Annotated in this window: 22 protein-coding genes; 2 read left to right on the top strand and 20 right to left on the bottom strand. The window is 45.5% G+C overall.

The genetic code is table 11. From position 1 onward, the window contains the following. Positions 1–144: 144 nt before the first annotated feature. Both V1U08_RS16020 and V1U08_RS16015 read left to right on the top strand, forming a co-directional pair. Positions 145–1,725 carry a lytic transglycosylase gene (locus tag V1U08_RS16020; RefSeq protein WP_330470995.1) on the top strand — a complete coding sequence of 527 codons (1,581 nt, stop codon included), beginning with the start codon at positions 145–147 and terminating at the stop codon, positions 1,723–1,725. After that, the gene (locus V1U08_RS16015; RefSeq protein ID WP_330470994.1) at positions 1,722–2,408 is read left to right on the top strand and encodes a YIP1 family protein; all 687 of its coding nucleotides are present in this window, start codon (positions 1,722–1,724) and stop codon (positions 2,406–2,408) included. The genes V1U08_RS16020 and V1U08_RS16015 overlap by 4 nt, the downstream gene beginning before the upstream one ends. On the opposite strand, the gene V1U08_RS16010 is transcribed toward V1U08_RS16015, so the two are convergent. From V1U08_RS16010 to tsf, 20 genes are all read right to left on the bottom strand, one after another. After that, complete coding sequence (locus V1U08_RS16010) at positions 2,405–3,250, bottom strand: endonuclease/exonuclease/phosphatase family protein (protein ID WP_330470993.1); 846 nt, start codon at positions 3,248–3,250, stop codon at positions 2,405–2,407. The two genes, V1U08_RS16015 and V1U08_RS16010, sit on opposite strands and share 4 nt — an antisense overlap. A gap of 106 nt (positions 3,251–3,356) precedes the next feature. After that, positions 3,357–3,695, bottom strand: coding sequence for a nitrogen regulatory protein P-II (glnB, locus tag V1U08_RS16005; RefSeq protein ID WP_014232746.1), 339 nt, complete (start codon positions 3,693–3,695; stop codon positions 3,357–3,359). A 175-nt stretch (positions 3,696–3,870) separates the two neighbouring features. Then, positions 3,871–4,182, bottom strand: a complete 312-nt coding sequence (locus V1U08_RS16000) for a c-type cytochrome (protein ID WP_014232747.1) — start codon at positions 4,180–4,182, stop codon at positions 3,871–3,873. Between the two features lie 59 nt (positions 4,183–4,241). After that, positions 4,242–5,558, bottom strand: a complete 1,317-nt coding sequence (gene tilS, locus V1U08_RS15995) for a tRNA lysidine(34) synthetase TilS (protein ID WP_330470992.1) — start codon at positions 5,556–5,558, stop codon at positions 4,242–4,244. A 76-nt stretch (positions 5,559–5,634) separates the two neighbouring features. Further along, complete coding sequence (accA, locus tag V1U08_RS15990; protein ID WP_014232749.1) at positions 5,635–6,594, bottom strand: acetyl-CoA carboxylase carboxyl transferase subunit alpha; 960 nt, start codon at positions 6,592–6,594, stop codon at positions 5,635–5,637. Positions 6,595–6,641: 47 nt separating this feature from the next. After that, complete coding sequence (gene dnaE, locus V1U08_RS15985; protein ID WP_330470991.1) at positions 6,642–10,121, bottom strand: DNA polymerase III subunit alpha; 3,480 nt, start codon at positions 10,119–10,121, stop codon at positions 6,642–6,644. Positions 10,122–10,200: 79 nt separating this feature from the next. After that, positions 10,201–10,854, bottom strand: a complete 654-nt coding sequence (gene rnhB, locus V1U08_RS15980) for a ribonuclease HII (RefSeq protein WP_330470990.1) — start codon at positions 10,852–10,854, stop codon at positions 10,201–10,203. An 8-nt stretch (positions 10,855–10,862) separates the two neighbouring features. Further along, entirely contained in the window at positions 10,863–12,002 is a 1,140-nt protein-coding gene (gene lpxB / locus V1U08_RS15975) for a lipid-A-disaccharide synthase (RefSeq protein WP_065302770.1), read from the bottom strand. Between the two features lie 112 nt (positions 12,003–12,114). Then, positions 12,115–12,903 carry an acyl-ACP--UDP-N-acetylglucosamine O-acyltransferase gene (lpxA, locus tag V1U08_RS15970; RefSeq protein ID WP_014232753.1) on the bottom strand — a complete coding sequence of 263 codons (789 nt, stop codon included), beginning with the start codon at positions 12,901–12,903 and terminating at the stop codon, positions 12,115–12,117. Position 12,904: 1 nt separating this feature from the next. Next, entirely contained in the window at positions 12,905–13,357 is a 453-nt protein-coding gene (gene fabZ, locus V1U08_RS15965; RefSeq protein WP_014232754.1) for a 3-hydroxyacyl-ACP dehydratase FabZ, read from the bottom strand. Between the two features lie 253 nt (positions 13,358–13,610). Beyond that, positions 13,611–14,642 (bottom strand): UDP-3-O-(3-hydroxymyristoyl)glucosamine N-acyltransferase, encoded by a 1,032-nt coding sequence (lpxD, locus tag V1U08_RS15960; RefSeq protein WP_065300071.1) that lies wholly within the window; start codon positions 14,640–14,642, stop codon positions 13,611–13,613. Positions 14,643–14,648: 6 nt separating this feature from the next. Next, positions 14,649–15,158, bottom strand: a complete 510-nt coding sequence (locus tag V1U08_RS15955; protein WP_014232756.1) for an OmpH family outer membrane protein — start codon at positions 15,156–15,158, stop codon at positions 14,649–14,651. Between the two features lie 13 nt (positions 15,159–15,171). Next, positions 15,172–17,586, bottom strand: coding sequence for an outer membrane protein assembly factor BamA (bamA, locus tag V1U08_RS15950; RefSeq protein ID WP_065302771.1), 2,415 nt, complete (start codon positions 17,584–17,586; stop codon positions 15,172–15,174). Between the two features lie 43 nt (positions 17,587–17,629). After that, positions 17,630–18,988, bottom strand: coding sequence for a sigma E protease regulator RseP (gene rseP / locus V1U08_RS15945; protein WP_330470989.1), 1,359 nt, complete (start codon positions 18,986–18,988; stop codon positions 17,630–17,632). Further along, positions 18,988–20,193: a 1-deoxy-D-xylulose-5-phosphate reductoisomerase gene (gene ispC, locus V1U08_RS15940; RefSeq protein WP_118119108.1), complete on the bottom strand. Its 1,206-nt coding sequence runs from the start codon at positions 20,191–20,193 to the stop codon at positions 18,988–18,990. The genes rseP and ispC overlap by 1 nt, the downstream gene beginning before the upstream one ends. Positions 20,194–20,243: 50 nt before the next feature. Continuing rightward, positions 20,244–21,086, bottom strand: coding sequence for a phosphatidate cytidylyltransferase (locus V1U08_RS15935; RefSeq protein ID WP_041170259.1), 843 nt, complete (start codon positions 21,084–21,086; stop codon positions 20,244–20,246). 12 nt (positions 21,087–21,098) lie between these two features. After that, a complete protein-coding gene (locus V1U08_RS15930; RefSeq protein ID WP_014232761.1) occupies positions 21,099–21,854 on the bottom strand; it encodes an isoprenyl transferase in 756 nt (251 codons plus the stop codon). Positions 21,855–21,950: 96 nt separating this feature from the next. Beyond that, entirely contained in the window at positions 21,951–22,508 is a 558-nt protein-coding gene (gene frr, locus V1U08_RS15925; protein ID WP_014232762.1) for a ribosome recycling factor, read from the bottom strand. Positions 22,509–22,603: 95 nt separating this feature from the next. Next, complete coding sequence (gene pyrH / locus V1U08_RS15920) at positions 22,604–23,335, bottom strand: UMP kinase (RefSeq protein WP_005494271.1); 732 nt, start codon at positions 23,333–23,335, stop codon at positions 22,604–22,606. Between the two features lie 147 nt (positions 23,336–23,482). Beyond that, complete coding sequence (gene tsf, locus V1U08_RS15915; protein WP_014232763.1) at positions 23,483–24,328, bottom strand: translation elongation factor Ts; 846 nt, start codon at positions 24,326–24,328, stop codon at positions 23,483–23,485. Positions 24,329–24,353: the final 25 nt, after the last annotated feature.

Below are 24,353 nucleotides of genomic sequence, written 5' to 3'. Positions count from 1 at the left end.
TTATTTCGACCCATTGCATATTCAGAGGTTTTAACCTCATTTATTAGTGTTTAAAGAAATATGTCTATTATCTTGCGATTGCCACGTAGCGCTTGCTACGCGACAGGCTGGAGAAGATAAAAAGGCCCTAAATAGGCTGAATCCATGCGTTTGAAGTACAGTTTGGCTTTGGCGTTATTGCTTTCTGGTTGTCAGATGACCTCTCCAGATTCAACAACGTCAACACCAGAGACCAACAAATCAGAGCTAGCGGCTAAACAAAAAGCAGCTAAGGAACAAGCAAAAAGTAAGCAATCTTTGACAGGTGCTGTCAAAGAGACGCCAAAGGTGCTTTCTCCTCAGGAACAAGAAGATGTATGGCAACGTATTGCTATGCAGCTTGAAATGGACATCCCGCACAATAAAAAGGTGGATTACTACCGTACCTGGTATCTAAAACACCCAAACCATCTTAAAACCGTGTCACAACGTGCAGAACCATTTCTGTACATGATCGCTGAACAGATTGAAAAACGAGATTTACCAATGGAACTGGCTTTGTTACCAGTGGTTGAAAGCTCGTTCGATGCCTTTGCCTACTCACATGGTAGTGCAGCAGGCCTTTGGCAATTTGTTCCGGGTACCGGAAAAATGATGGGCCTTGAACAAAATTACTGGTATGACGGACGTCGCGATGTAGCGGCCTCGACTGAAGCAGCATTAGACTACTTAGTTCAACTGAACAAGCAATTTGATGGAAGCTGGGAACACGCTATCGCAGCCTACAACAGCGGTGGTGGTCGTGTATCCAGAGCTATTCGCAAAAACAAGAGCCTTGGTAAGCCGATTGACTTTTTCTCTTTGGATTTACCTAAAGAGACCAGCAGCTACTTGCCTAAACTCTTAGCGCTTGCTGATGTGGTCGCAAATCAGGATAAGTATGGTCTTAATATTCCTGCTATCCCTAACAAGCCGGTATTAGCACTCGTAGATCCTAAAGAGCAACTCGATCTCGCGATTGCAGCTGATTATGCAGGCATCGGTGTCAAAGAGCTGCAAAGCTACAACCCAGCTTACAACCAGTGGTCTACGTCACCAAACGGTCCACAAAAACTGCTGATCCCGATCGAAAAGAAGGATGCGTTCCTTGCTCAGGTAGCAGAGAACCGTGGCAAAGGCGTTAAAGTTGCTCGCTACAAGGTAAAATCGGGTGACTCGCTCGGTGTTTTGGCACGTAAGTATGGCACGACGACAAAAGTAATTCGCCGAGCAAATGGCTTGTCGAATGATAATATTCGCATCGGCCAACACCTGCTGATCCCAACATCGACGAAAGATGACTCGAAATACGCGTTATCGGCAAGTAACCGTTTGAGCAAAACGCAATCCACAGCGCGCGGCCAGCTTAAACTGACGCACGTAGTGCAGTCTGGTGAAAGCTTGTGGTCAATTGCTCGTGACAATAACGTGTCGTACAAATCTCTTGCTAAATGGAATGGCATGGGACCAAAAGACACATTAAGAAAAGGCCAAAAGATCGTCATTTGGAAGAAAGCGGCCGATGACTCAGTCATTCGTACGGTATTCTACAATGTTCGTTCTGGTGACACGATCAGCGGTATCGCAAGCAAGTTTAAAGTGAAGAGTACTGACATTGTGAAATGGAATTCTCTCCAACAGAAAAAATACCTACAACCAGGTCAAAAACTTAAGCTGTACGTTGACGTCACTAAGGTAAGTGTATGAAACCATCAAGCAATCCGCTTGTGATGTTGTTGGATGTATTTCGTTCACCTACCTCATGCTTTTTGGCGTTATACCAACGTGGTGGTTGGGGCTGGCAACTCTTCATTCTTTTGATGGTCAGCCCGTTTCTATTCTGGGGAGCGTACTTCTCTAACGTAGACTTTACTTGGTTGAGTGAGCAACTCACCCCACAGCTGCAACAAATCGATCCTCAGCAGATCGACTTGTTGGAACCAAACACGTTAATGGCGAGCGCGATCATCAATGATGTGGTTAACCGATTTGCTACCCTGCTTCTGCTCGCATTTTGGTTCTTCCTTGCGACGAAAGCCAGCAAACAGCAATACGGTTATTGGAAGTGGTTCGCTGCCGCTTGTGCAATATTATTCCCAGCGGTACTTGGTGATGTGGCAAGCTACGCGAGCTTAATACTCAACCATGGCGAAGTGATGACTTACGCTGCAGATCTCAACAGCCTCAACGGCTTGCTGAAACTGCCGCTAACCAATGAGTGGTCTCACTTCGCAAGTTCACTGCCACTGCTGTTACCTTGGTACATCGTTTTAGGTTACGGTGTTGTCTTGACCTGGACCGAGTTTGAACGTGGGCAAGCTTTGGTTATCGCCAGCCTGCCTTGGGTGATGTTTTACGTCATTTGGGCGCTTTATATCGTCGTCAGTTAGTTGTCCAAAGTAAACGAGACCAGTAATGGATTATGATCGGAAGCGTCGCTCTGCGGCGCTTTCGCGTTTTTGAGCACAAGCCCTCTATAAAACACATGATCGAGACGCTGACCGGTAATAAACTGAGTTCGATGATCCGGTGAAAACGACACTTCTTGTAAGTTTGCCTTCTGTAACGCCTGCTTCATGGCTTCGACACGATATTCATTCCAACTGTTAAAATCACCAGCAAACAGAATTGGCCCGGAGTGTTGCGTTAGTAATGCCTCCAAAGCCGCTATTTGAGAGTGGTATTCTTCCGTTCCAACAGTGAAATTAATCGCGTGTATATTTACGACCGCAAGCGTATTGCCATTACTCAAACGATACTGACTGTAGAGTGCGGATTTTGGTAAACGAAGCCAAGGTTCTGTGGAAGTATACGCACAGGCTTTCTGAGGCAACTTTTGCGCAATGTTAATCACACCAGCACCACTGCCCAAAGCTTTAAACGCACTTACTTGATTGCTCATCCAGTTTCCGTCCACCAGCCACTGTTTGAACGGCTCAGTCATGCTGGCTTCTTGAAGTAATAACAATTGCTTGTCCGTTGAAAGCGCATTAAGTGCACTTTGCCAATTGTCTTTGCTTTGCTTGTAAATATTCCAAATCAATACGTTGAGTTCACCCTGATCATCTAACACTTGCGAATCATTGAACTCGATGCATTGAATATCTTCAGTAATTTCATCACCGGTTTGGGTGATAATTTGTGGATGGTCAGGAACCGTGAAAATGACTTGAAAGCCAAGTACAACTGCCATGAAAAAAAAGACTACTGCTAGGACGAAACGCTTAAGCATAAAGGCGTACCTGAATGTGTTTAACCTGACTGACGGTTACAGAATAAAAAAGGAGCCGTATCAGGCTCCCTTTTAGCTTAATCAAAAATAAATTTAGAGTGAAATGTTAAATCGCGTCTTCGTCTTCTTCACCAGTACGGATGCGGATTACACGCTCAACATCAGTGACGAAAATTTTACCATCGCCAATTTTACCGGTTTGAGCGGTTTCGATGATTGTCTCAACGCATTTGTCTGCGACATCTTCAGTAACTACGATTTCAAGTTTCACTTTAGGTAGAAAGTCCACCATGTATTCTGCACCACGGTATAATTCCGTGTGACCCTTCTGACGACCAAAACCTTTGACTTCAGAAACGGTCATCCCTGTGATGCCAACTTCAGCTAACGCTTCTCGAACATCATCCAGTTTAAATGGCTTGATAATCGCTTCAATCTTCTTCATGTTCATCCCTTAAGCTTTAATCGTATGCGGATATTATCGTTTACCGTCTTACAACATTCAATCTTTGTCTCGTTTTGGTATCGTAAAATCTTGAGTTTAATGAAATTTATTAGAGCGAAAATTATAAAACCAGAACATTGCTCTGGTTTTGTTTTTCGTGAATGCTAGGTAGCGACTATAAGCTAGAGTAGTATGCCGCTAAGTTGGCAATATCATCATCAGAAAGTAGTGACGCTTGTGCCTGCATTACTGGAGCAAGCCCACCCGTGCGCTCTTTGTTTTTATAAGCTTTGATGGAGCTCATGATGTATTGAGCATTCTGCCCTTTCAGGTTTGGGTATCCGGGAATGGTTGCCATACCATCCGCACCATGACAGGCAGCACACACTGCCGATTTTGCCTGCCCAGCCGCGACATCGCCCGCTGCGAATGCTTGCCCTGATAACATAGTTAACGCCATTACTGCGCCTATTACTGTTTTCTTCATTGCTTCACCTAATCGTTTTTATTTATAAGTACAATTTGTGTTCGATATTGTGTCACGAATTACAAAGGCTTACGCCAAATCAGCTCACAATCCTGACCACTAAATGCCTTATCAACAAACAAGTCGGCTACCGCAACCACCTGATCTTGATACATAAGAATCGGTATCTGGCGACGTAGCCAGCTTGGCACATGGTATTCTTGAAACAGTTTTTTCAATTTACGACTGTGATTACGCGTCACTGGATGCGCAGTTAACCCTTCAGGATTAAACGTGACGCTCAACAACTCCGGCTGCGGCGGCAAAGCAATGGTCGCTTGTTCTGTAGTCGTACTTAACATGAGCTCGCCCAAACCTTCAGGAAGAACAAGCGCACAATCAACTTGAATGTGAACCTGCCAACCGGAAACCTCTGCTTTATCGCACACCCAGTAAAGCTTATTCTGGAATCGACGAACTTCGCCTTGTTTTAACTTAAGCTTTGGGTTGGCATCTTGTTGGGCCAACGCCACTTCTTTCCAAATCAGGCTAAGCTGTACTTGAGTTGGCATTTGCGCGTTCTGCTTAGCTAACCACATACGAATCAATCGAGCGCGGGCAAGTTCACTGTGAGAGGCTAATTCCGCAATATCCAGACTGAGATCTGCTTGCAACGCACGATAAAAAACGTCGTTAAGTAGTTCGTCTAATAACGTTTCTTGCTGAGCACAGAGAGACGCACTGCGTTGTACGGCCTGGTGAATACTCGGCCAACGTTGAGACAATTCAGGCACCACGTGGTGACGCAGAAAGTTTCGGTCGTAGCGCGTATCCTGATTACTTTCATCTTCAACCCATTCCAGATTTAACGAGTGTGCAATTTGCTCAATTTGTTCACGTCGAGTCGTCAGTAATGGTCGAATTAAAGTGCCAGCAGAAAAAGGCGCGCTTTCTGCCATGCACGACAATCCTTTAGGGCCACTGCCACGTTTAAGCGCTAGGAGAAAGGTTTCAAGCTGGTCATCGGCGTGCTGCCCAGTGAGAAGAAGATCGCCGCTCTCAATATATTTTGCTAACGCTTGGTAACGCGCTTCGCGGGCAAGTAATTCAATACTTTCGCCACTGTTAATATCTAGGTGTACATACTCTGTTGAATGCGATACACCCGCTTGCTTCGCCCACGCTTTACATTTTTCAGCCCAGCCGTCCGCATTACTGCTTAATCCATGATGAACGTATACCGTTTGGCAGGGTATTTCGTGATCGCGCTGAAAGCGACTCAGTAGCGCCAACAATAAGCGCGAGTCCACACCTCCGCTAAACGCTAAGACAACTTTCGTCTGAGGCTGGTAATTGGCAGTCAGTAATTGTGTAAAGTGCTGATAAAGCGATTCCATAAGCAATCCGATCGATACAAAAAAGGGCTGGACTCACATCCAACCCTTTCTATTTTATCCGTTATCTAACCAGATATCAGCAGTAACCGTAGCTCATCAGACGCTGGTAACGACGCTCACGTAGCGACTCTTCGTCAAGCTGTTCTAGATCTTCCAACTGACGAAGCAATGTTGCTTTCATGTTTGCAGCCATTTCAGCGTGGTTACGGTGCGCACCGCCTAGCGGCTCTTCGATGATCTCATCGATAAGCTCAAGCTCTTTAAGACGCGGAGCTGTCAGACCCATTGCTTCTGCTGCCTGAGGTGCTTTATCTGAATCACGCCATAGGATAGAAGCACAACCTTCAGGAGAGATAACTGAGTAAGTTGAGTACTGAAGCATGTTCACGTAGTCACCCACACCAATCGCAAGTGCACCACCTGAACCGCCTTCACCGACAACGTTACAGATTACTGGTACTTTCAGACCTGACATCACTTTCAGGTTTTTCGCGATCGCTTCAGACTGACCACGTTCTTCTGCACCAACACCTGGGTATGCGCCAGCGGTATCGATGAATGTGATGATAGGCATGTTAAAACGCTCTGCCATTTCCATTAAGCGTAATGCTTTACGGTAACCCTCTGGCTTTGGCATACCAAAGTTACGTTTCACTTTTTCTTTGGTCTCACGGCCTTTTTGGTGACCAATGATCATCACTGGTCGACCTTCCAGACGAGCAATGCCACCAACAATCGCTTTGTCATCCGCAAAAGCACGGTCACCCGCTAGTTCATCAAACTCTTCAAATGCATGCTGAATGTAGTCCAAAGTGTATGGACGTAATGGGTGACGAGCCAGTTGAGCTGTTTCCCAAGCGCCTAGGTTGCTGAATGTTTTTTTCTTCAGTTCCAGGCTTTTCTTCTCAAGCTGTTCGATTTCTTTATCCAGGTCAACCGCAGCATCACCACCGTGGCGAGATACATCGCGCAGGGCTTCAATTTTTGCTTCAAGTTCTGCAATTGGCTTTTCAAATTCAAGAAAGTTTAGGCTCATCTATGAATCCTTGTTTACTCAGCGTCTAAGATAATACGCTGAATTTTTTAGTTAAATTCAAGTTCTACCTGGTTTGTTCCAAGTAACTGTTTTAAATCGTCTATTAATGTATCACTTGGCGTTACTCGCCACTCGGTGCCCAATGTTAACCGCGCTCTGGCGTCGGCACGCTGGTAGTATACATTGACGGGTACGGTTCCGGCTTTGTGCGGTTCTAAAATACGACTGAACTGCTCAAAGAATTGATCATTGATCTGATTTGCATCAATCGATACCGACAGACCACGAGCGTATTTTTCACGCGCGCTGCCGAGATCCATAACTTCACGCGCCGACATTTTAAGGCCACCATTGAAGTCATCAAAGCTGACCTGTCCTGAAACGACCAAAATTCTGTCTTTTTCGAGAAGTTCAGCATACCGATCAAGCGCATCGGAGAATAGCATTACCTCCATTCGACCACTTCGGTCATCCAATGTCATGATACCAATACGTGTTCCACGCTTGGTTGTCATCACACGAGCGGCTATGACTAAACCAGCTACCGTCACTGATTGATCACGACGTGTTGGTGTCGCGTCTTTTAGTCGACAACTGGTGTATTTATTTAGTTCCTTCAAATACGCGTTAATGGGGTGCCCAGTCAAATATAAACCGAGAGTTTCGCGTTCACCTTCTAGCCAAACTTTTTCCGGCCAAGGCGGAACCTGGGTATATTTGTGCTCCACTTCTTCAGGTGCATCAGTCAGTACACCAAACATATCCGCCTGACCAAATGCCTCTGCCTGATGGTGTTGGCTTGCGGCTTTAACAGCATCATTGAGTGATGCCATCATCGCAGCACGATGTGGACCAAGTCTGTCTAAGGCACCTGCATAAATCAATTTTTCAATGACACGTTTGTTCACACGTTTCAGATCGATTCGAGCACAGAAATCAAACAGGTCTTTAAAGTGACCACCTTTGTTTCTCGCTTCCAAAATCGCATCAATTGGACCTTCACCCACGCCTTTAATCGCACCGATACCGTAAACAATAGCGCCGTTTTCATCAACATTAAAGCGATACAACCCTGAGTTAATGTCCGGTGGCAGTACGGTAAGCTTCATACGGAAACATTCGTCGACCAGACCAACCACTTTCTCAGTGTTGTCCATATCAGCTGTCATTACCGCAGCCATAAACTCTGCTGGATAATGCATTTTTAGCCACAACGTTTGGTAAGAAACCAATGCATATGCGGCAGAGTGCGATTTGTTAAAGCCGTAGCCAGCGAACTTTTCTACCAAGTCGAAGATTTTCATCGCCAACTCGCCGTCGACGCCATTCTTCACCGCGCCTTCCTCGAAGGTAGCACGCTGCTTGGCCATCTCTTCCGGCTTCTTCTTACCCATCGCACGACGAAGCATGTCCGCGCCACCAAGCGTGTAGCCAGACAGTACCTGCGCGATCTGCATTACCTGTTCCTGATACAGGATAATGCCGTAAGTCGGATCGAGAATCTCTTTTAATGACTCGTGTTGCCACTTTTCATCAGGGTAAGAGATCGCTTCCCGACCGTGTTTACGGTCAATAAAGTTATCTACCATGCCTGATTGCAATGGACCCGGACGGAAAAGTGCCACCAGTGCGATAATGTCTTCAAAACAGTCTGGCTGAAGTCGCTTGATAAGCTCTTTCATCCCACGCGATTCCAACTGGAATACGGCGGTGGTTTCTGAGTTTTGTAACAAGCGGAACGATGCCTGATCGTCGAGCGGGATAGATTCTATACGAACCGGCGCTTTACCTTCACGTTCTAAACGCGGGTTAATCAACCCAAGCGCCCAGTCAATAATGGTCAGTGTACGAAGACCAAGGAAGTCAAACTTAACCAAACCCGCAGTTTCAACGTCGTTCTTATCAAACTGTGTTACCGGGAAGTGACCTTCTGAATCCGCATAAATTGGCGCGAAATCCGTAATCGTGGTTGGCGAGATAACGACACCACCCGCGTGCTTACCTGCGTTTCGCGTACAACCTTCCAAGATGTGGCACATGTCGATGAGTTCTTTAACTTCCTCATCTGCCTCATAGAGCTCAGGAAGTGCTGGCTCGGCTTTGAATGCTTTATCTAGCGTCATACCCGGGTCTGGTGGGATAAGCTTCGAGATTCGGTCGACAAAACCAAACGGATGACCAAGCACGCGGCCCACATCACGAATTACCGCTTTGGCAGCCATCGTACCAAAGGTAATGATCTGAGATACCGCATCGCGACCGTACATTTCTGCTACGTGATCAATCACCTGGTCTCGTTTATCCATACAGAAGTCGACATCGAAATCGGGCATGGATACACGTTCTGGGTTCAAGAAACGTTCGAAGAGAAGATCATATTCTAGTGGGTCAAGGTCTGTGATTTTCAGTGCGTATGCCACCAGAGAGCCCGCACCCGAACCTCGCCCTGGACCTACAGGAATATCATTGTCTTTCGACCACTGGATGAACTCCATTACGATCAGGAAGTATCCCGGGAAGCCCATCTGGTTGATAACGTCCAGCTCAATTTGCAAACGTTCATCGTATTCAGGACGACGCTTTTTGCGTTCTTCTTCATCCGGAAACAGGAACTCCAGACGCTCTTCCAGACCTTCGCGAGACTTCATGACCAAGAATTCAGTCTCTTTCATTCCCTCAGTTGGGAACGCAGGCAGGAAGTACTCACCCAAACGAACGGTGACGTTACAACGCTTGGCTATCTCAACACTGTTTTCCAGTGCTTCAGGAATATCCGCAAACAGCTCACACATTTCCTCCTCACTGCGGAGGTATTGCTGTGGGCTGTAGTTTTTTGGTCTGCGAGGATCTTCTAATGTGTAGCCATCATGGATCGCTACGCGAATCTCATGAGCATCAAACAAATCAGAACTAAGGAAGACCACTTCGTTTGTTGCAACAACAGGCAGATCCACTTGCTCTGCCAGTTCAACGGCGAAGTGCAAGTAGGTTTCTTCATCCGGACGGCCAGTACGGAGTAATTCTAGGTAATAACGATCTGGAAAATGCTGTTTGTAAAATTCTACACAGCTCTGGACTAAGTTGCGGTTACCTTTGAGCAACGCTTTGCCGATATCACCATTTTTACCGCCAGAAAGAACGATTAACCCTTCTGACATCTCGGCTAACCAAGCCTTATCAATCACTGGCTGATGCTGGATATGACCACGCAAATACGCTTTGGAGATAAGCAGCGTCAGGTTTTTGTAACCGACATTATCGGCTGCCAGTACTGTTAGCTGTGTCAGCTCCTCGCCGAACTCGTCAGATTGCATTTTGAAATCTGCACCGATGATCGGTTTTACACCGCAGCCATGTGCTGTGCCGTAAAACTTCACCAAACCACACAGGTTAGTGAAATCGGTCAATGCCATTGCAGGCATGCCAAGCTCGGCGACTTTCTTAACTATCGGTGGAACTTTGCTGATACCATCCACCATCGAAAAATCACTGTGAACTCGAAGGTGAATGAACTTGGGATCTGACATTAACAGGTACCGTGTAACTCTATTTTGTTTGGGATTCTAACCTAAAGGGAGTCGGGTTTATAACACCCATCCAATTAATTTAGCATTCTATGCCGAGTGCTCTCTTTACCGGCTTGAAGCTCTTGCGATGTTCATCAATCACACCATGTTGCTCTATTGCATCAAAGTGCGCTTTTGTTGGATACCCTTTGTGCTTTGCAAAGCCAAATTGAGGGTATTGTTTGTCGAGCTCTTCCATTTCTGTATCACGTACGACTTTAGCAATGATAGACGCAGCGCTAATCTCAGCGACTCGCAGGTCACCTTTGACCACCGCTTGTGCATCCATTGGCAACTCAGGACAACGGTTGCCATCAATAAGCACAAGATCTGGCTGAACATTTAAGCCAACAATCGCACGTTGCATTGCCACCATGGTCGCTTGAAGAATATTTAACTCATCAATTTCTTGTGGCGAACAACGACCCACCGCCCAAGCGAGCGCTTTTTCTTTGATTTCCGGAAGCAAAGCTAAGCGCTTTTTCTCGCTAAGCTTTTTGGAGTCATTTAACCCTTCGATCGGGTTACTCGGATCTAAAATAACCGCGGCGGTCACGACATCCCCGACTAAAGGGCCACGCCCTACTTCGTCGACACCAGCGATAAGCTGATAGCCTTGTGGCATTTCAAACGGTGGTAATTCGACCTTTGTTTTTGTCGTCTTGGTTTTGGTGGACTTAGCTTTCGCAACCATGTGGTTCTCTATTTCTTAATCAGTTCTAATACCGCGCTTGCGGCTTGTTGATCTGCATCTTTGCGGATCCAGTGATGCATTTCAGTAAACTTGTCGATCATTTCTCTATTATCGCTTTCCAATAGACGAGAGACTTCTTCGAACAGGTTCTCTGGCGTGCATTCATCCTGTAAATATTCTTTTACCAGTTCGTCATCAGCAAGGATGTTAGGTAATGACACATACTTGGTCTTCAGCAGACGTTTAGCTAAAAACGCCGTTAACGCATTAACACGATAACCAACCACCATTGGGCGTTTTAGCAGCATGCACTCCAATGCAACGGTGCCTGATGCCAACATGACCGCATCTGAAGCAGTTATCACGTTACGTGCAGTATCATCCACCAGCGTAAAATTCAGCTCAGGCGCATGCTCTTTCCAAGCTTGCTCAAACTGCTCACGACGTTTTTGGTTGACCAGAGCCACCACAAACCCTAAATCCGGGTATTTCTGATGCAGTAATTTACAGGTTTCAATAAACGGCTGTGATAGCATTTTTAATTCACTACCACGGCTACCTGGCAATACGGCCAACCATTTTTTATCTTGATCTAAACCAAGTAACTCTCTTGCCGGTGCTTGCTCTGAGCGCAGCGGAATGGCGTCGGCCAGCGTGTGACCAATGAATTCACATGGCACATTAAACTTATCGTAAAACGCTTTTTCGAACGGAAGAAAGGCCAAAACCAGATTCGTCGCGGCTTCAATCTTAAAAATACGCTTTTGACGCCAGGCCCAAACAGAAGGGCTGACATAATGAACCGTTTTAATGCCCGCTTGTTTAAGATCCAACTCAAGTCGTAAGTTGAAATCCGGTGCATCAATACCGATAAAGACGTCTGGTGGATTTTCAGTGAAGTACTTAACTAATTCTGCTTTCACTTTTAGTAAGCGAGGCAAGCGACCCAGAACTTCAACCAAACCCATTACAGCCAACTCTTCCATATCGAAGAGGGATTCACAGCCTTGGGCAATCATTTTAGGACCACCAATACCGACAAACTCGGCGTTTGGATACTGCGCTTTCACAGCTTTAATAAAGCCTTCGCCCAGAGTGTCACCAGAAAGTTCTCCGGCAATGATGCCAATACGTAATGGTTTTTCCATATCGTTCCCGCTCTATGTACTATGGATAAGGTAATTCCCTATCCATAAAACACAAAAAGATCGCAGCCCAATTGGGGGCGCGATCTTTTCAATTTATTTGAACATCCGTGAATTAACGAATGATACCACGTTCCGTGGTTTCCAGAATGTCAGAGAAACGCTTCACTGCAGGAAACTCTTGCGCCATTTCAGCCAAAACTGGCTTCACTTCTTCCAGCGTTTTACCTGAACGGTAAATTTCTTTGTACGCCTTTTGAAGAGCACGAATTTCTGGCTTCTCGAAACCGTTACGCTTTAGCCCAACTAAGTTCAAGCCAAATGGCGTAGCGTGGTTACCTTGCGCAAGCACATACGCTGGAACGTCCTGAACAACCGCAGAACAACCACCAACATAAGCATAAGCGCCGACTGTACAGAATGGGTGAATCGCAGAAAGCGCCATTACGCCAGCGTAGTCATCTACCGTCACGTGGCCACCCAGAATCGAGTTGTTACCGATGTGAGTGTGATTTCCTACAACAACGTCGTGCGCAATATGAGCATTCACACACAGAAGGTTATCGTCTCCGATCACTGTGGTTGCTTTATCTTGAACAGTACCACGATGAACCTGAACCGCTTCGCGAATCACATTTCGGTCACCGATAACCACTGTTGTCTCTTCGCCGCCGTATTTCTTGTCCTGGTTTTCTTCACCAATGACAGCGTGCGGGAATATACGGTTATCTTTACCAATTTTGGTATGACCTTTGATTACAACGTGAGACATGACTTCTGTGCCTTCACCAATTTCTACCGTTGAGGTAATGTAGGTGAATGGCCCGACGGTCACATTAGCGCCAATTTTGGCACCTTCTTCTACCACCGCTGCCGGGTGGATTTTAGCGGTTTCATGAATCATATTAAAACTCTCGACGAGCACACTTCAGCTCAGCTGAACATACTACTTCGCCGTCTACTTTCGCTACACCACGAAATGCAGCAATACCACGGCGCTCTTTCAGAAATTCAACTTCAATCACCAACTGGTCACCTGGAACGACTGGTTTGCGGAATTTCGCGCCATCTACACTAGCAAAGTAGTACAGTTCATTCTCTGTTGGTGCACCAAATGATTTAAATGCTAATAGACCCGTAGCCTGAGCCATCGCTTCAAGAATCAAAACACCTGGGAATACGGGTAGTTGAGGAAAGTGACCTGTGAACTGAGGTTCGTTAACCGACACATTTTTAAGCGCGTGAAGGTATTTCTCTTCTTGGAAGTCAGTCACACGGTCGATCAATAAGAATGGGTAGCGATGAGGTAAAAGCTCTTGAATCTCAGAGATGTTCATCGTTTTCTTTTCAGTAGTCAAAGTCGTATTCCTATATAAATTCTCTATAACCAAGATGGCACGGCAGCGGCAATAGCCGCAAAAAATTAAAATGCCTGCAAAGTGTATACCAGCTTGATGTTATATCAATCGTAGTAAACAGCTGTTCATTCTAGCTTGTTAATACGCTATTTCTGACCACTTACTTACTGTGATTGATATTCAATATACTAATAGCGCGTCATTATAGAAGAAAAAGACTCGCATTTCGCGAGTCTTTGCTCAGAATATGGAACTAAGATTCTTCTTTTGGCTCTAGCAGTTTCTCAACGGCTTTCAAGCGTTTATTCATTTCATCAATACGGTGAACTCGAGTTGCGGTTTTACGCCATTCTTTGTTCGTCTGTAGTGGAATACCCGATGAATAAAGGCCTTTTTCTTCGATACTGCGCATGACCATGCTCATACCGGTGATAGCAACACCATCTGCAATGGTGATGTGGCCATTAAGAACCGACGCGCCGCCGATCTGACAGTACTTACCAATTGTAGTACTGCCCGCCACAATAGTACCACCAGGCATCACGGTACCATATCCGATGTGAACGTTGTGCGCGATTTGAAGCTGGTTATCAAGAATCACGTTGTCTTCAATAACCGTATCTTCTAATGCACCACGGTCAATTGTCGTACATGCGCCGATCTCAACACGGTTTCCGATACGCACAGATCCAAGTTGAGGGATTTTAATCCACTCGCCTTTGTCATTCGCATAACCAAAACCGTCAGAGCCGATCACTGTGCCTGATTGAACCAAACAATCATCGCCCAGAGAAACTTCATGATAGATAGTCACATTAGCCCAAAGCTTGGTGTTATTCCCCAGCTTAGCATTTTTACCGATAAAGCAACCTGCGCCAACAATCACGTTGTCGCCAAGTTCTACACCCGTTTCAATGACAGCGTTTGCCCCAATTGCAACGTTATCACCCATCTTGACGTCAGATGCAATCACGGCACTTGGTGCAATATCTTGTGCAGGTTGTGGGGTTGTGTCCATTGCCTGAACAACGTGCGCAAAAGCAACGTAAGGATCCGCAACAACAAGTGCATTACCTGAACATTTGTCTTTATGCTCTGCTTTTACCATCACAACCGTTGCTTGGCACTCAGATAAGTGCTTTGCATACTTTGGGTTAGACAAAAAGGTCACATCACCTTCTTGTGCTTTATCCATTGGAGCGACACGGCTAACAACAAGCGTGTCATCACCAAATAATTCGCCACCAGTAATTGTTGCCAACTCGGCTAATGTTAATGTCTTCATAACTTCTTATTTTAGAGCTTTAATTACGTCTTCAGAGATGTTGTATTCTGGCTTACCGTATTGAAGTGCAGAGATATCAATAACGAGATCGTAACCTTTGTTCTTCGCAACTTTTGTCACGGCATCTTGAATCGTTTTAAACAGCTTCGCTTTTTCTTCTGCTTCACGACGAGCACTTGCTTTATCTAGTGCTTGCGCTTTTACTTTGTACTCACTGTCTAGTTTCGCGATATCGATACGTAGCTTTTCAATTTCGTCCTGACCTAGAAGCTCGCCATCGCGCTGTAGTTTCTCAATCTTCGTTTTTGCTTGAGATTGAATTTTCTTAAGTTCGTCGGCTTTACCTTTAAAGTCTTTCTGCATTTTTTGCAAAACAACTTCACGCTGAGGAAGTGCTTGAAAAACTTGAGCGGTATTCACGTATGCAATTTTTTGTGCCGCTTCTGCCGCGTTTGCAAACATTGATGAGCTAAGTACAAGAAGGCCAATCCCAGCCGCTTTGATCATTTTATTCAAAATATTTTCCTCTTTAGAAGGTTCGACCGATAGTGAAGGTGAAGAATTCTTCATCATCGCCATCATATTTCTTAATTGGTTTCGCTAGTGAGAATACTAGAGGCCCCATTGGAGACATCCATTGCAACGCCGCACCATAAGATGAGCGGTAGTTGGTTGGATCTGAGTAGTCGTAATAGTATTTATCACCATACTCCGCACCAGAGTCGCGGTAGTCAAATTCCGTATCCCAGACACTTGCCATATCGAAGAAGATACTGGTACGAATTTGATTACGAACTTCATCCGATGCGAACGGCGTTGGAACGATAAGTTCCAGGCTTGCCAATGCGACGGCGTTACCACCCACAGCATCGTCTGTTGCCGTATCAGCACCATTGTTTGAGCCCGAGTAATCACGGTATACCGCTTTAGGACCAACCGAGTTGGAGCCGAAACCACGTAGCGATGTAAAGCCACCTGCGTAGTAGTTTTCGTAGAATGGGAACAAGTTATCGTTACCATTCGTTTCACCGTAGCCATTACCATAACCTAGGCGACCACGGAACAAGAGCGTGAACTCGTGTTTTTCGGTCAAAGGCATGTATTGACGAACATCGTACTGCATTTTGAAGTACTGAACATCAGAGCCAGGTACCGTCATTTTGTAAAACGCGCGTTGGTGATTACCTGCCGTCGGGAAGTAACCACGGTTCAGGTTATTGCGTGTCCAGGAGATATTGATGTCAAAATCGTTAGTGTTCAATGAACCATCTGAATCAATATTGTCCGCTTGCGCACGCAAGAACTGCTCTACCTGTAAATAAGGTGATAAGTTACCGATCTTGTTGTGCGTGTAGCCAACACCAAACTCAAAGCGGTTTAGCTCATCGAATGGGAAACCCCATGTCAGGCTACCACCGTAACTTTGGTTGGTGTAGTCAACAATACCCGCTTCAGAGGCTTCAAACTCATCGTAGAAGATCTTACCGCCCAAACTTACCCCATCGAGGTTCCAGTATGGGTCGCGGTAATCTAAGCTGATGTTCTTTTGGTAATCGTTCATCATGGCATTAACACCAACGCGATTACCACTGCCTAAGAAGTTGTCCTGCTGTAGACCAACCTGGAAGCTGACACCAGATTCAGTACCGTAGCCAACACCAAAGTTGACACTACCTGAGTTCGCTTCTTTCACTGAGTAAACAAGATCTACCTGATCATCACTTCCTGGAACACGAACGGTTTGTACTTCAACGTTTTCAAAGTAGCCAAGACGGTTAAGACGAGTTTTACCCGTTTCAATCGACTTAGAATTCAACCAGCTGCCTTCCATCTGACGCATCTCACGACGAAGCACTTCATCTTTTGTCGCGTTGTTACCCGTAAAGCGGATATCACGAACGTAAATTCGGTTACCCGGGTCAACGTTTACGACCAATGAAACTTCTTTGTTTTCATCATCAAATTCAGGAATGGTATTTACCTGCGGATACGCATAACCAGACTCACCTAGAACGCGCTTAACGCCTTCTTCCATCGAAGTGACAAGCGAACCATTGTAAGTTTCGTTGCTTTCAAATGGCACCATGCTTTCGAATGCATCTTGTTCGCCTACAAGGTCACCGCGGAATTTTACGTCCTTAACGGTGTACACCTCTCCCTCTTCCAAGCCAAGAGTAATGTATACCCCTTTCTTGTCAGGAGAGATTGCTACCTGTGTTGAATCAACGTTAAATTTCAGGTAACCACGATCAAGATAGAAAGACTTCAGCGCTTCGATATCACCAGCAAGTACCTGCTTTTGGTATTTTTCATCAGCTAGGAAGTTCCACCAAGGCACGTCAACATTCAAGTTGAAACGGGACAATAGTTCTTCGTCAGAAAAGACTTCATTACCAATAAAGTTGATTTGCTGAATTTTTGCCGATACACCTTCGGTGAAGACAAACTTCAGATCGGAACGGTTACGTGGCAATGGAGTAACGACCGCTTTTACTGTCGCGTTATATTTACCCACACTGTAGTAAAAGTCTTCCAAGCCTTTTTCGATATTGCTCAGCGTTGTACGGTCAAGCGCTTCGCCTTCACGAATACCTGATGCGTTCAGGTTTTCTTGTAGCTGCTCGTCCTTGATTGCTTTGTTGCCTGAAAATGAGATGCTAGCAATGGTCGGACGCTCTTTTACTTGAACGACAAGCACCTCACCATCACGCAGTACTCTTACATCTTCAAAGTTACCAGATGCGTACAGTGCGCGGATAATTTCTGCAACATCGCCTTGGCCAATGGTATCACCGACGCGGACAGGCATTTTCAGCAACGCAGCACCTAGTGCAACACGCTGCAATCCATCGATTTCAATATCTTGAACTACGAAGTTCTCTGCTCCATTTGCAGACACACTGGTCGCCAGTAAACTTGCAAATAGAATTCGCTTAATCGCCATACTTGTTCTAATTATTCCTTGCTACTGCTTTGTCTCTGAACTCTCACAGACGAGTAAAATCATTAAATAGCGCTAACGCCATGAGCGAGAAGATGATCGCACCACCAATTCGGTATCCCATTTCCTGTATTCTTTCTGGAACTGGGCGTCGAATAACCGCTTCAATTGCAAAAAACAACAAATGACCGCCATCCAACATTGGTAAAGGTACGAGGTTAATAATACCTAGGTTAACACTAATTAGAGCGAGAAAACCTAAAAAATAGACCAGACCATAGTCTGCCGTCGCCCCTGCCCCTTTCGCAATTGAAATAGGGCCACTCAGATTATTCAGGCCAACGTCGCCGACAACCAGTTTCTTGAGCATACTGACTGTCAGTCCGACAACTTGACCCGTTTTATCAATCGCTTTGCCAATTGATTCGAATACACCAAACTGTAAATCGAAGCGATAACTTTCGGGCCATTCTGCGACTTCAGGGGCAATGCCCGCGAAGCCAATGACGTCTTTGTTAGCCAGCTCACGACTGCCTGGGGTCAACGTTAAATTCTGATGATAACCGTCACGTAGAACGGTCAACTCGATTGGTGTATTTGGGTTAGAGCGAACTGCTTCTACCACATCATCCCAAACGGTAACCGTCTTACCAGCAATCGAAACAATTTCGTCTCCTGGCATTACTCCGGCTAGCTCCGCAGCACCACCTTCTGTAACTTGCTGGATCGTCGTATAAATCTCCGGAGTATACGGTTCAAAACCTAGTGAGTGCATCGCAGACTCTGTTTCCGGATCAAATTTCCAATCACGAAGGTCGAGCGTCTTTGTCACCTCAGAGCCGATTTCATCATTTGCTTCCACGGTAACTGTCATCAAATCATCACCAATATGAGAAATCAATCCCATATTTACTGATTCCCAGTCCGGAGTTTTGATACCAGAGATTGCTTTTAGTTCCATCCCAGATTCAATTCCTGCCTCAGCAACAATCGAATTGGGCGTAACATCACCCACTACAGGCTTAACTGCGGGTACACCAATGAGGAAAACCAGCCAATAAGCAAAGATAGCAAATAAGAAGTTAAAGATGGGGCCAGCAGCCACAATCGAGGTGCGCTTCCAAAGCGGCTTTTGATCAAAAGCTAAGTGCTTTTCATGTTGAGGAACGTCATCAACACGGCTATCCACCATTTTGACATAGCCGCCAAAAGGGATCATAGAGATGCTGTATTCGGTTCCGTCTTTGCCCATCTTTTTCCAGATTGACTTACCAAAACCGATTGAAAACTTTTCAACTTTAACGCCGCAACGACGCGCAACCCAAAAGTGACCAAACTCGTGCACAGCCACAAGAATGCCAAGTGCAACGATAAAAGAAACGAGATTCCACAAAATACCAGTCATTAGCCACGCTCGCGTATCAATTCAAGGGCGATAGTTCTAGCCATTCTATCTAGCTCTAACAAGCTTTCCAAGCTATTCACATTCTCAGCTTTGCAGCTTGCACTGATTTTATTCAACACAGCCCCATTGATGCGAGCTATGTCAGTAAAACCAAGGCGATTATTTAGAAATGCATCAACAGCTACTTCATTCGCTGCATTAAGTGCCGTCGTCGCATGTTGACCTTCGTAACACGCGTCAATCGCCAGTTTCAAACATGGGTATCGCGCAAAGTCAGGCTGCAAAAATGTCAGCTCACCCACCTGAGTGAAATCCAGCGGTTTAACCCCTGCATGAACGCGAGACGGGTAAGACATGGTCAGTGCAATTGGCGTTGCCATATCTGGCTCACCCATTTGAGCCAAAACAGAACCATCGCGATACTGCACCATAGAATGAATCACTGACTGCGGATGAATAATTACTTTTAACTGCTCGCGTGATGCGTTAAATAGCCATTTCGCTTCGATGTACTCTAAGCCTTTGTTCATCATTGTCGCAGAGTCAACCGAGATTTTTGGCCCCATTGACCAATTAGGGTGTGCAATAGCCTGTGCTGGCGTGACTTTTTCTAACTCAGCAATGTCAGTATAACGGAATGGCCCACCAGAGCCTGTCAGTAAAATATGAGAAATTCCATGCTCATCTAGATGACATCGACCTAAGCTGGTTTGAACTTGCTCTGGAAGACACTGGAAAATAGCATTGTGCTCGCTATCGACAGGCAGCAACTCTGCGCCATACTGCTCAACCGCATCAATGAATAGCTGCCCTGACATGACCAATGCTTCTTTGTTCGCCAGTAGCACTCGTTTACCTGCTTTTACCGCGGCCATCGTAGGCAATAAACCAGCAGCACCAACAATCGCCGCCATTACGCTATCGACTTCATCTAATGAAGCAACATGACAAAGAGCGTCAACACCACCAAGCACCTCTGTACCCGGAGCTAAAGAATCGATTTCAGACTTAAGCGCAGTGGCCGCAGACTTATCCGCCATAACAGCGTATTTAGGCTGCCATTTACGACAAAGTGCCACCATCTTTTCAACGTTAGTACCGGCTGCAAGTGCTACGACAGAAAATAGCTCTGGATTCTGTTCGACCACTTTAAGTGTGCTTGCACCTATTGAACCTGTTGCACCAAGAATCGTTAACTTTTGCATGTTGTAAGACCGTTATAAAAACTCAGGAGCGTAAAGCCGCTCCCGATAAATTAGAATACGTAGTAAAGAAGAGCAAAGACGGGAAATGCAGCGGTTAGGCTATCGATGCGATCAAGCACGCCGCCGTGTCCTGGAATTATATTACTGCTGTCTTTAATGCCTGAGACGCGTTTGAACATACTTTCCACCAAGTCGCCAAGCACGGAAATGACAACCGTGATAAGCGTGATGATCACCATATGAACTGAACTCGTGAAATGAATATCAAACCAGTCAGCGAATAACCAACCAACGAGCAGAGCAGCAATGATGCCTCCAATTAAGCCCTCGATGGTCTTATTTGGACTAACATTTGGCGCCATTTTGCGCTTACCCATACTTTTACCAGCAAAGTAAGCTCCGCTGTCTGCAGCCCATACCAAGAAACAAACGAAAAGAACCAGCTTTGCGCCGTGGTATGGATCTACCGTGATATCGGAAGCTCTCAGGATGATGACGCTCCAAAGAAAAGGAATTAACGTCAGGAAGCCAAAAATGTGCCTTAGAACAAGGCTACTCTGCCAAGTTTTAGTGGTTTTTGGGTAGGTGATCGCCATTAAGCTGGCAATAATCCACCATACGAAACCAAGTCCAAGCATCACATAGTGCGGCGTTGATAAGTGATTGAGGCTATTTGCCTCTGGTGAGATGTAAAAAAAACTAAGTCCGGTAACAATTGCTGCCGGAATAAGCGCTGCAATTCTAGAACGACTGCCTGTAAACTGGGTCCACTCCCAAAATCCTAATAAGGTTATCGCTGTCAATGCGATGATAAAACCCATCAGGGGTAACTTAAAAATGCCTAAAATAACCAGGGGAGCTAAAATTAGTGCCGTTATTATTCTCTGTTTCAAACTAATTAGTCCTTATTGAGCTGCCATCAATGCCTTTACTTGTTCACCAGTGCAGCCAAAACGGCGCTCTCGGTTAATAAACCAGGTTACTGCTTCGACCAGACTGTCTTCATCGAATTCTGGCCAGTATTCTGGTGTAAAGTACATCTCAGCATATGCCATTTGCCACAACATAAAGTTGCTAATGCGGCACTCACCGCTGGTGCGGATAAGAAGATCCACCTCAGGTAAGTCTGCCATGGTCAAATGCTCGGTGATTAATTGCTCATTTATATCCTCTACACGTATTTCACCATTACGTGCTTTTTGTGCTAACGCTTTGGTTGCCTGTGTGATATCCCATTTGCCGCCATAATTGGCTGCAATGTTGATCACCATACCAGTGTTTTCTGCCGTTAGCTTTTCTGCTTCGATAATCTTCTTTTGCAGGCGCTCGCTAAATCGGCTGGTATCACCGATCACTCGCAACTGTAAGTTGTTTTTATGTAGTTTTTTTACTTCACTGGACAGAACTGAGATAAACAGTTCCATCAATAGGCCAACTTCTTCCTCGGGACGACGCCAATTTTCGCTGCTAAAAGCAAATAACGTCATGGATTTTATACCAAGCCGAGAAGCCGCTGCGACCGTCTTACGAACCGCACTTACGCCTTTTTTGTGGCCGAATACACGAGGTTTTCCTTTGGACTTAGCCCAACGACCATTACCGTCCATTATGATGGCAATATGTTTAGGAAGGGAGTCAGAGAAGGCTTGAGAATTTTGCATAAGGAGTTAATTGAGTTCCATCAGTTGGACAGACTAACATAAAAAAACGCTGAGCTGTGAGCACAGCGTTTTCCAACAGTGATGTAGGTGGGAGTATTAAACTTCCATCAACTCTTTTTCTTTTGCAGCAAGAACTTCGTCGATCTTCTTAACTGCTACGTCAGTCAGTTTTTGGATCTCGTCTTGTGCTTTACGATCTTCGTCTTCAGAGATTTCTTTGTCTTTTAGAAGCGCTTTAAGATCGTTGTTTGCGTCACGACGGATGTTACGTACTGCAACACGACCACCTTCAGCTTCACCACGAACGATCTTAACAAGGTCTTTACGACGCTCTTCTGTTAGCGGTGGAAGTGGAACGCGAATGATAGTACCAGCAGACATTGGGTTTAGACCAAGGTCAGACATCATGATCGCTTTTTCAACTTTTTGAGTTAGCTCTTTGTCGAAAACTGTGATTGCTAGAGTACGTGCGTCTTCAGCTACAACGTTCGCAATTTGGTTAAGAGGAGTAGCAGCACCGTAGTACTCAACAGAGATACCAGATAGTAGGCTTGGATGTGCACGACCAGTACGAACTTTAGAAAGGTTGTTCTTTAGCGCTTCAACGCTTTTGTCCATGCGCTCTTGAGCGTCTTTTTTGATTTCGTTAATCACGGTTTCACCTTAAAAATGTCATCTTTCCTGAAGAAAGCTTAAAAGGGTTGAGCAAAGCGATACGCCATCCAACACTTCTTGGATGGCGTCTAGAATTATGCGTCAGAGTTGATCAGAGTGCCTTCTTCTTCACCCATCACCACGCGACGTAGTGCGCCTGGCTTGTTCATGTTAAATACGCGGATAGGCATTTTGTGGTCACGAGCAAGTGTGAACGCAGCCAAATCCATTACTTTAAGCTCTTTATCCAGAACTTCTGCGTAAGATAGCTTATCATACAGCTCTGCGTCTGGGTTTGCTACTGGGTCAGCAGTAAATACACCATCAACTTTTGTCGCTTTTAGAACTACGTCTGCTTCGATTTCGATACCACGTAGACACGCTGCTGAATCCGTTGTAAAGAATGGGTTACCTGTACCTGCAGAGAAGATAACAACGCGGCCTTGACGAAGTTCACGAATCGCATCAGCCCAATTATAGTCGTCACATACGCCTTTAAGAGGAATTGCAGACATTACACGCGCGTTTACGTATGCACGGTGCAGAGCGTCACGCATTGCAAGGCCGTTCATTACTGTAGCAAGCATACCCATGTGGTCGCCCACTACACGGTTCATGCCAGCTTCTGCAAGACCAGCACCACGGAACAGGTTACCGCCACCGATAACTACACCAACCTGAACACCTAGTTCAACAAGTTCTTTAACTTCTTGCGCCATACGATCAAGGATCGCTGGATCAATACCAAAACCGTCTTCACCTTGAAGAGCTTCACCACTCAGTTTTAATAGAATACGTTGATACGCTGGTTTAGGGTTCGTAGTCATGGAGTTTACCTTCCAAAGAGAGTTGTTGATTAACAGTCATGGATAGCCACAAGCTTGCTTATAGCTATTCATCACGGCAAATCGTCTACTGCTCATAAAAAGACCGCAGCCAAGGCTACGGTCTAATTTTTATGCAGTCTCTAAGGATTAACCTTTTTGAGCCGCAGCAACTTCTTCAGCAAAGCTCATTTCTGCTGCTTTCTCGATACCTTCACCTACTTCTAGGCGAACGAATGTAGCAACTGAAGCGCCTTTTTCTTTCAGAATTTCACCTACAGTTTTCTTAGGTTCCATAATGAATGCTTGACCAGTTAGAGAGATTTCGCCAGTGAATTTCTTCATGCGGCCAACAACCATCTTCTCTGCGATCTCAGCAGGCTTGCCTTCGTTCATAGCGATTTCAACTTGAACTTCTTTCTCTTTAGCTACTACGTCAGCTGGTACGTCTTCTGGGTTAACGTACTCTGGCTTAGAAGCTGCAACGTGCATTGCAACGTGCTTAAGAGTTTCTGCGTCGCCTTCACCAGCAACAACAACACCGATTTTCTCACCGTGACGGTAAGAAGCGATTGCAGCACCTTCAACGTACTGTACGCGACGGATGTTGATGTTCTCACCGATTTTAGCTACTAGAGCTACGCGAGTTTCTTCGAATTGAGCTTGTAGTTCTTCAACTGTAGCTTTTGAAGCTAGAGCTGCAGCTGCAACTTCGTCTGCGAATGCAGTGAAGTTACCGTCTTTAGCAACGAAGTCAGTTTGGCAGTTAACTTCAAGAAGAACAGCAACGCCGTTTTCTTCTTTGATGATGATTGCGCCTTCAGCAGCAACGTTACCAGCTTTCTTAGCTGCTTTCGCTGCGCCTGATTTACGCATGTTTTCAATTGCTAGTTCGATGTCTGCGTTTGCTTCTACAAGCGCTTTCTTACATTCCATCATGCCAGCGCCTGTGCGCTCGCGAAGTTCTTTAACTAGAGCAGCAGTTACAGTTGCCATTCTGTATTCCTCGTTTGATTCGAAA

Source organism: Vibrio sp. YYF0003 (assembly GCF_036350715.1).
Taxonomy (GTDB): Bacteria; Pseudomonadota; Gammaproteobacteria; order Enterobacterales; family Vibrionaceae; genus Vibrio; species Vibrio natriegens.
The sequence above is the reverse complement of the archived record's forward strand: the minus strand, read 5'-3'. Positions and strand labels throughout refer to the sequence as shown.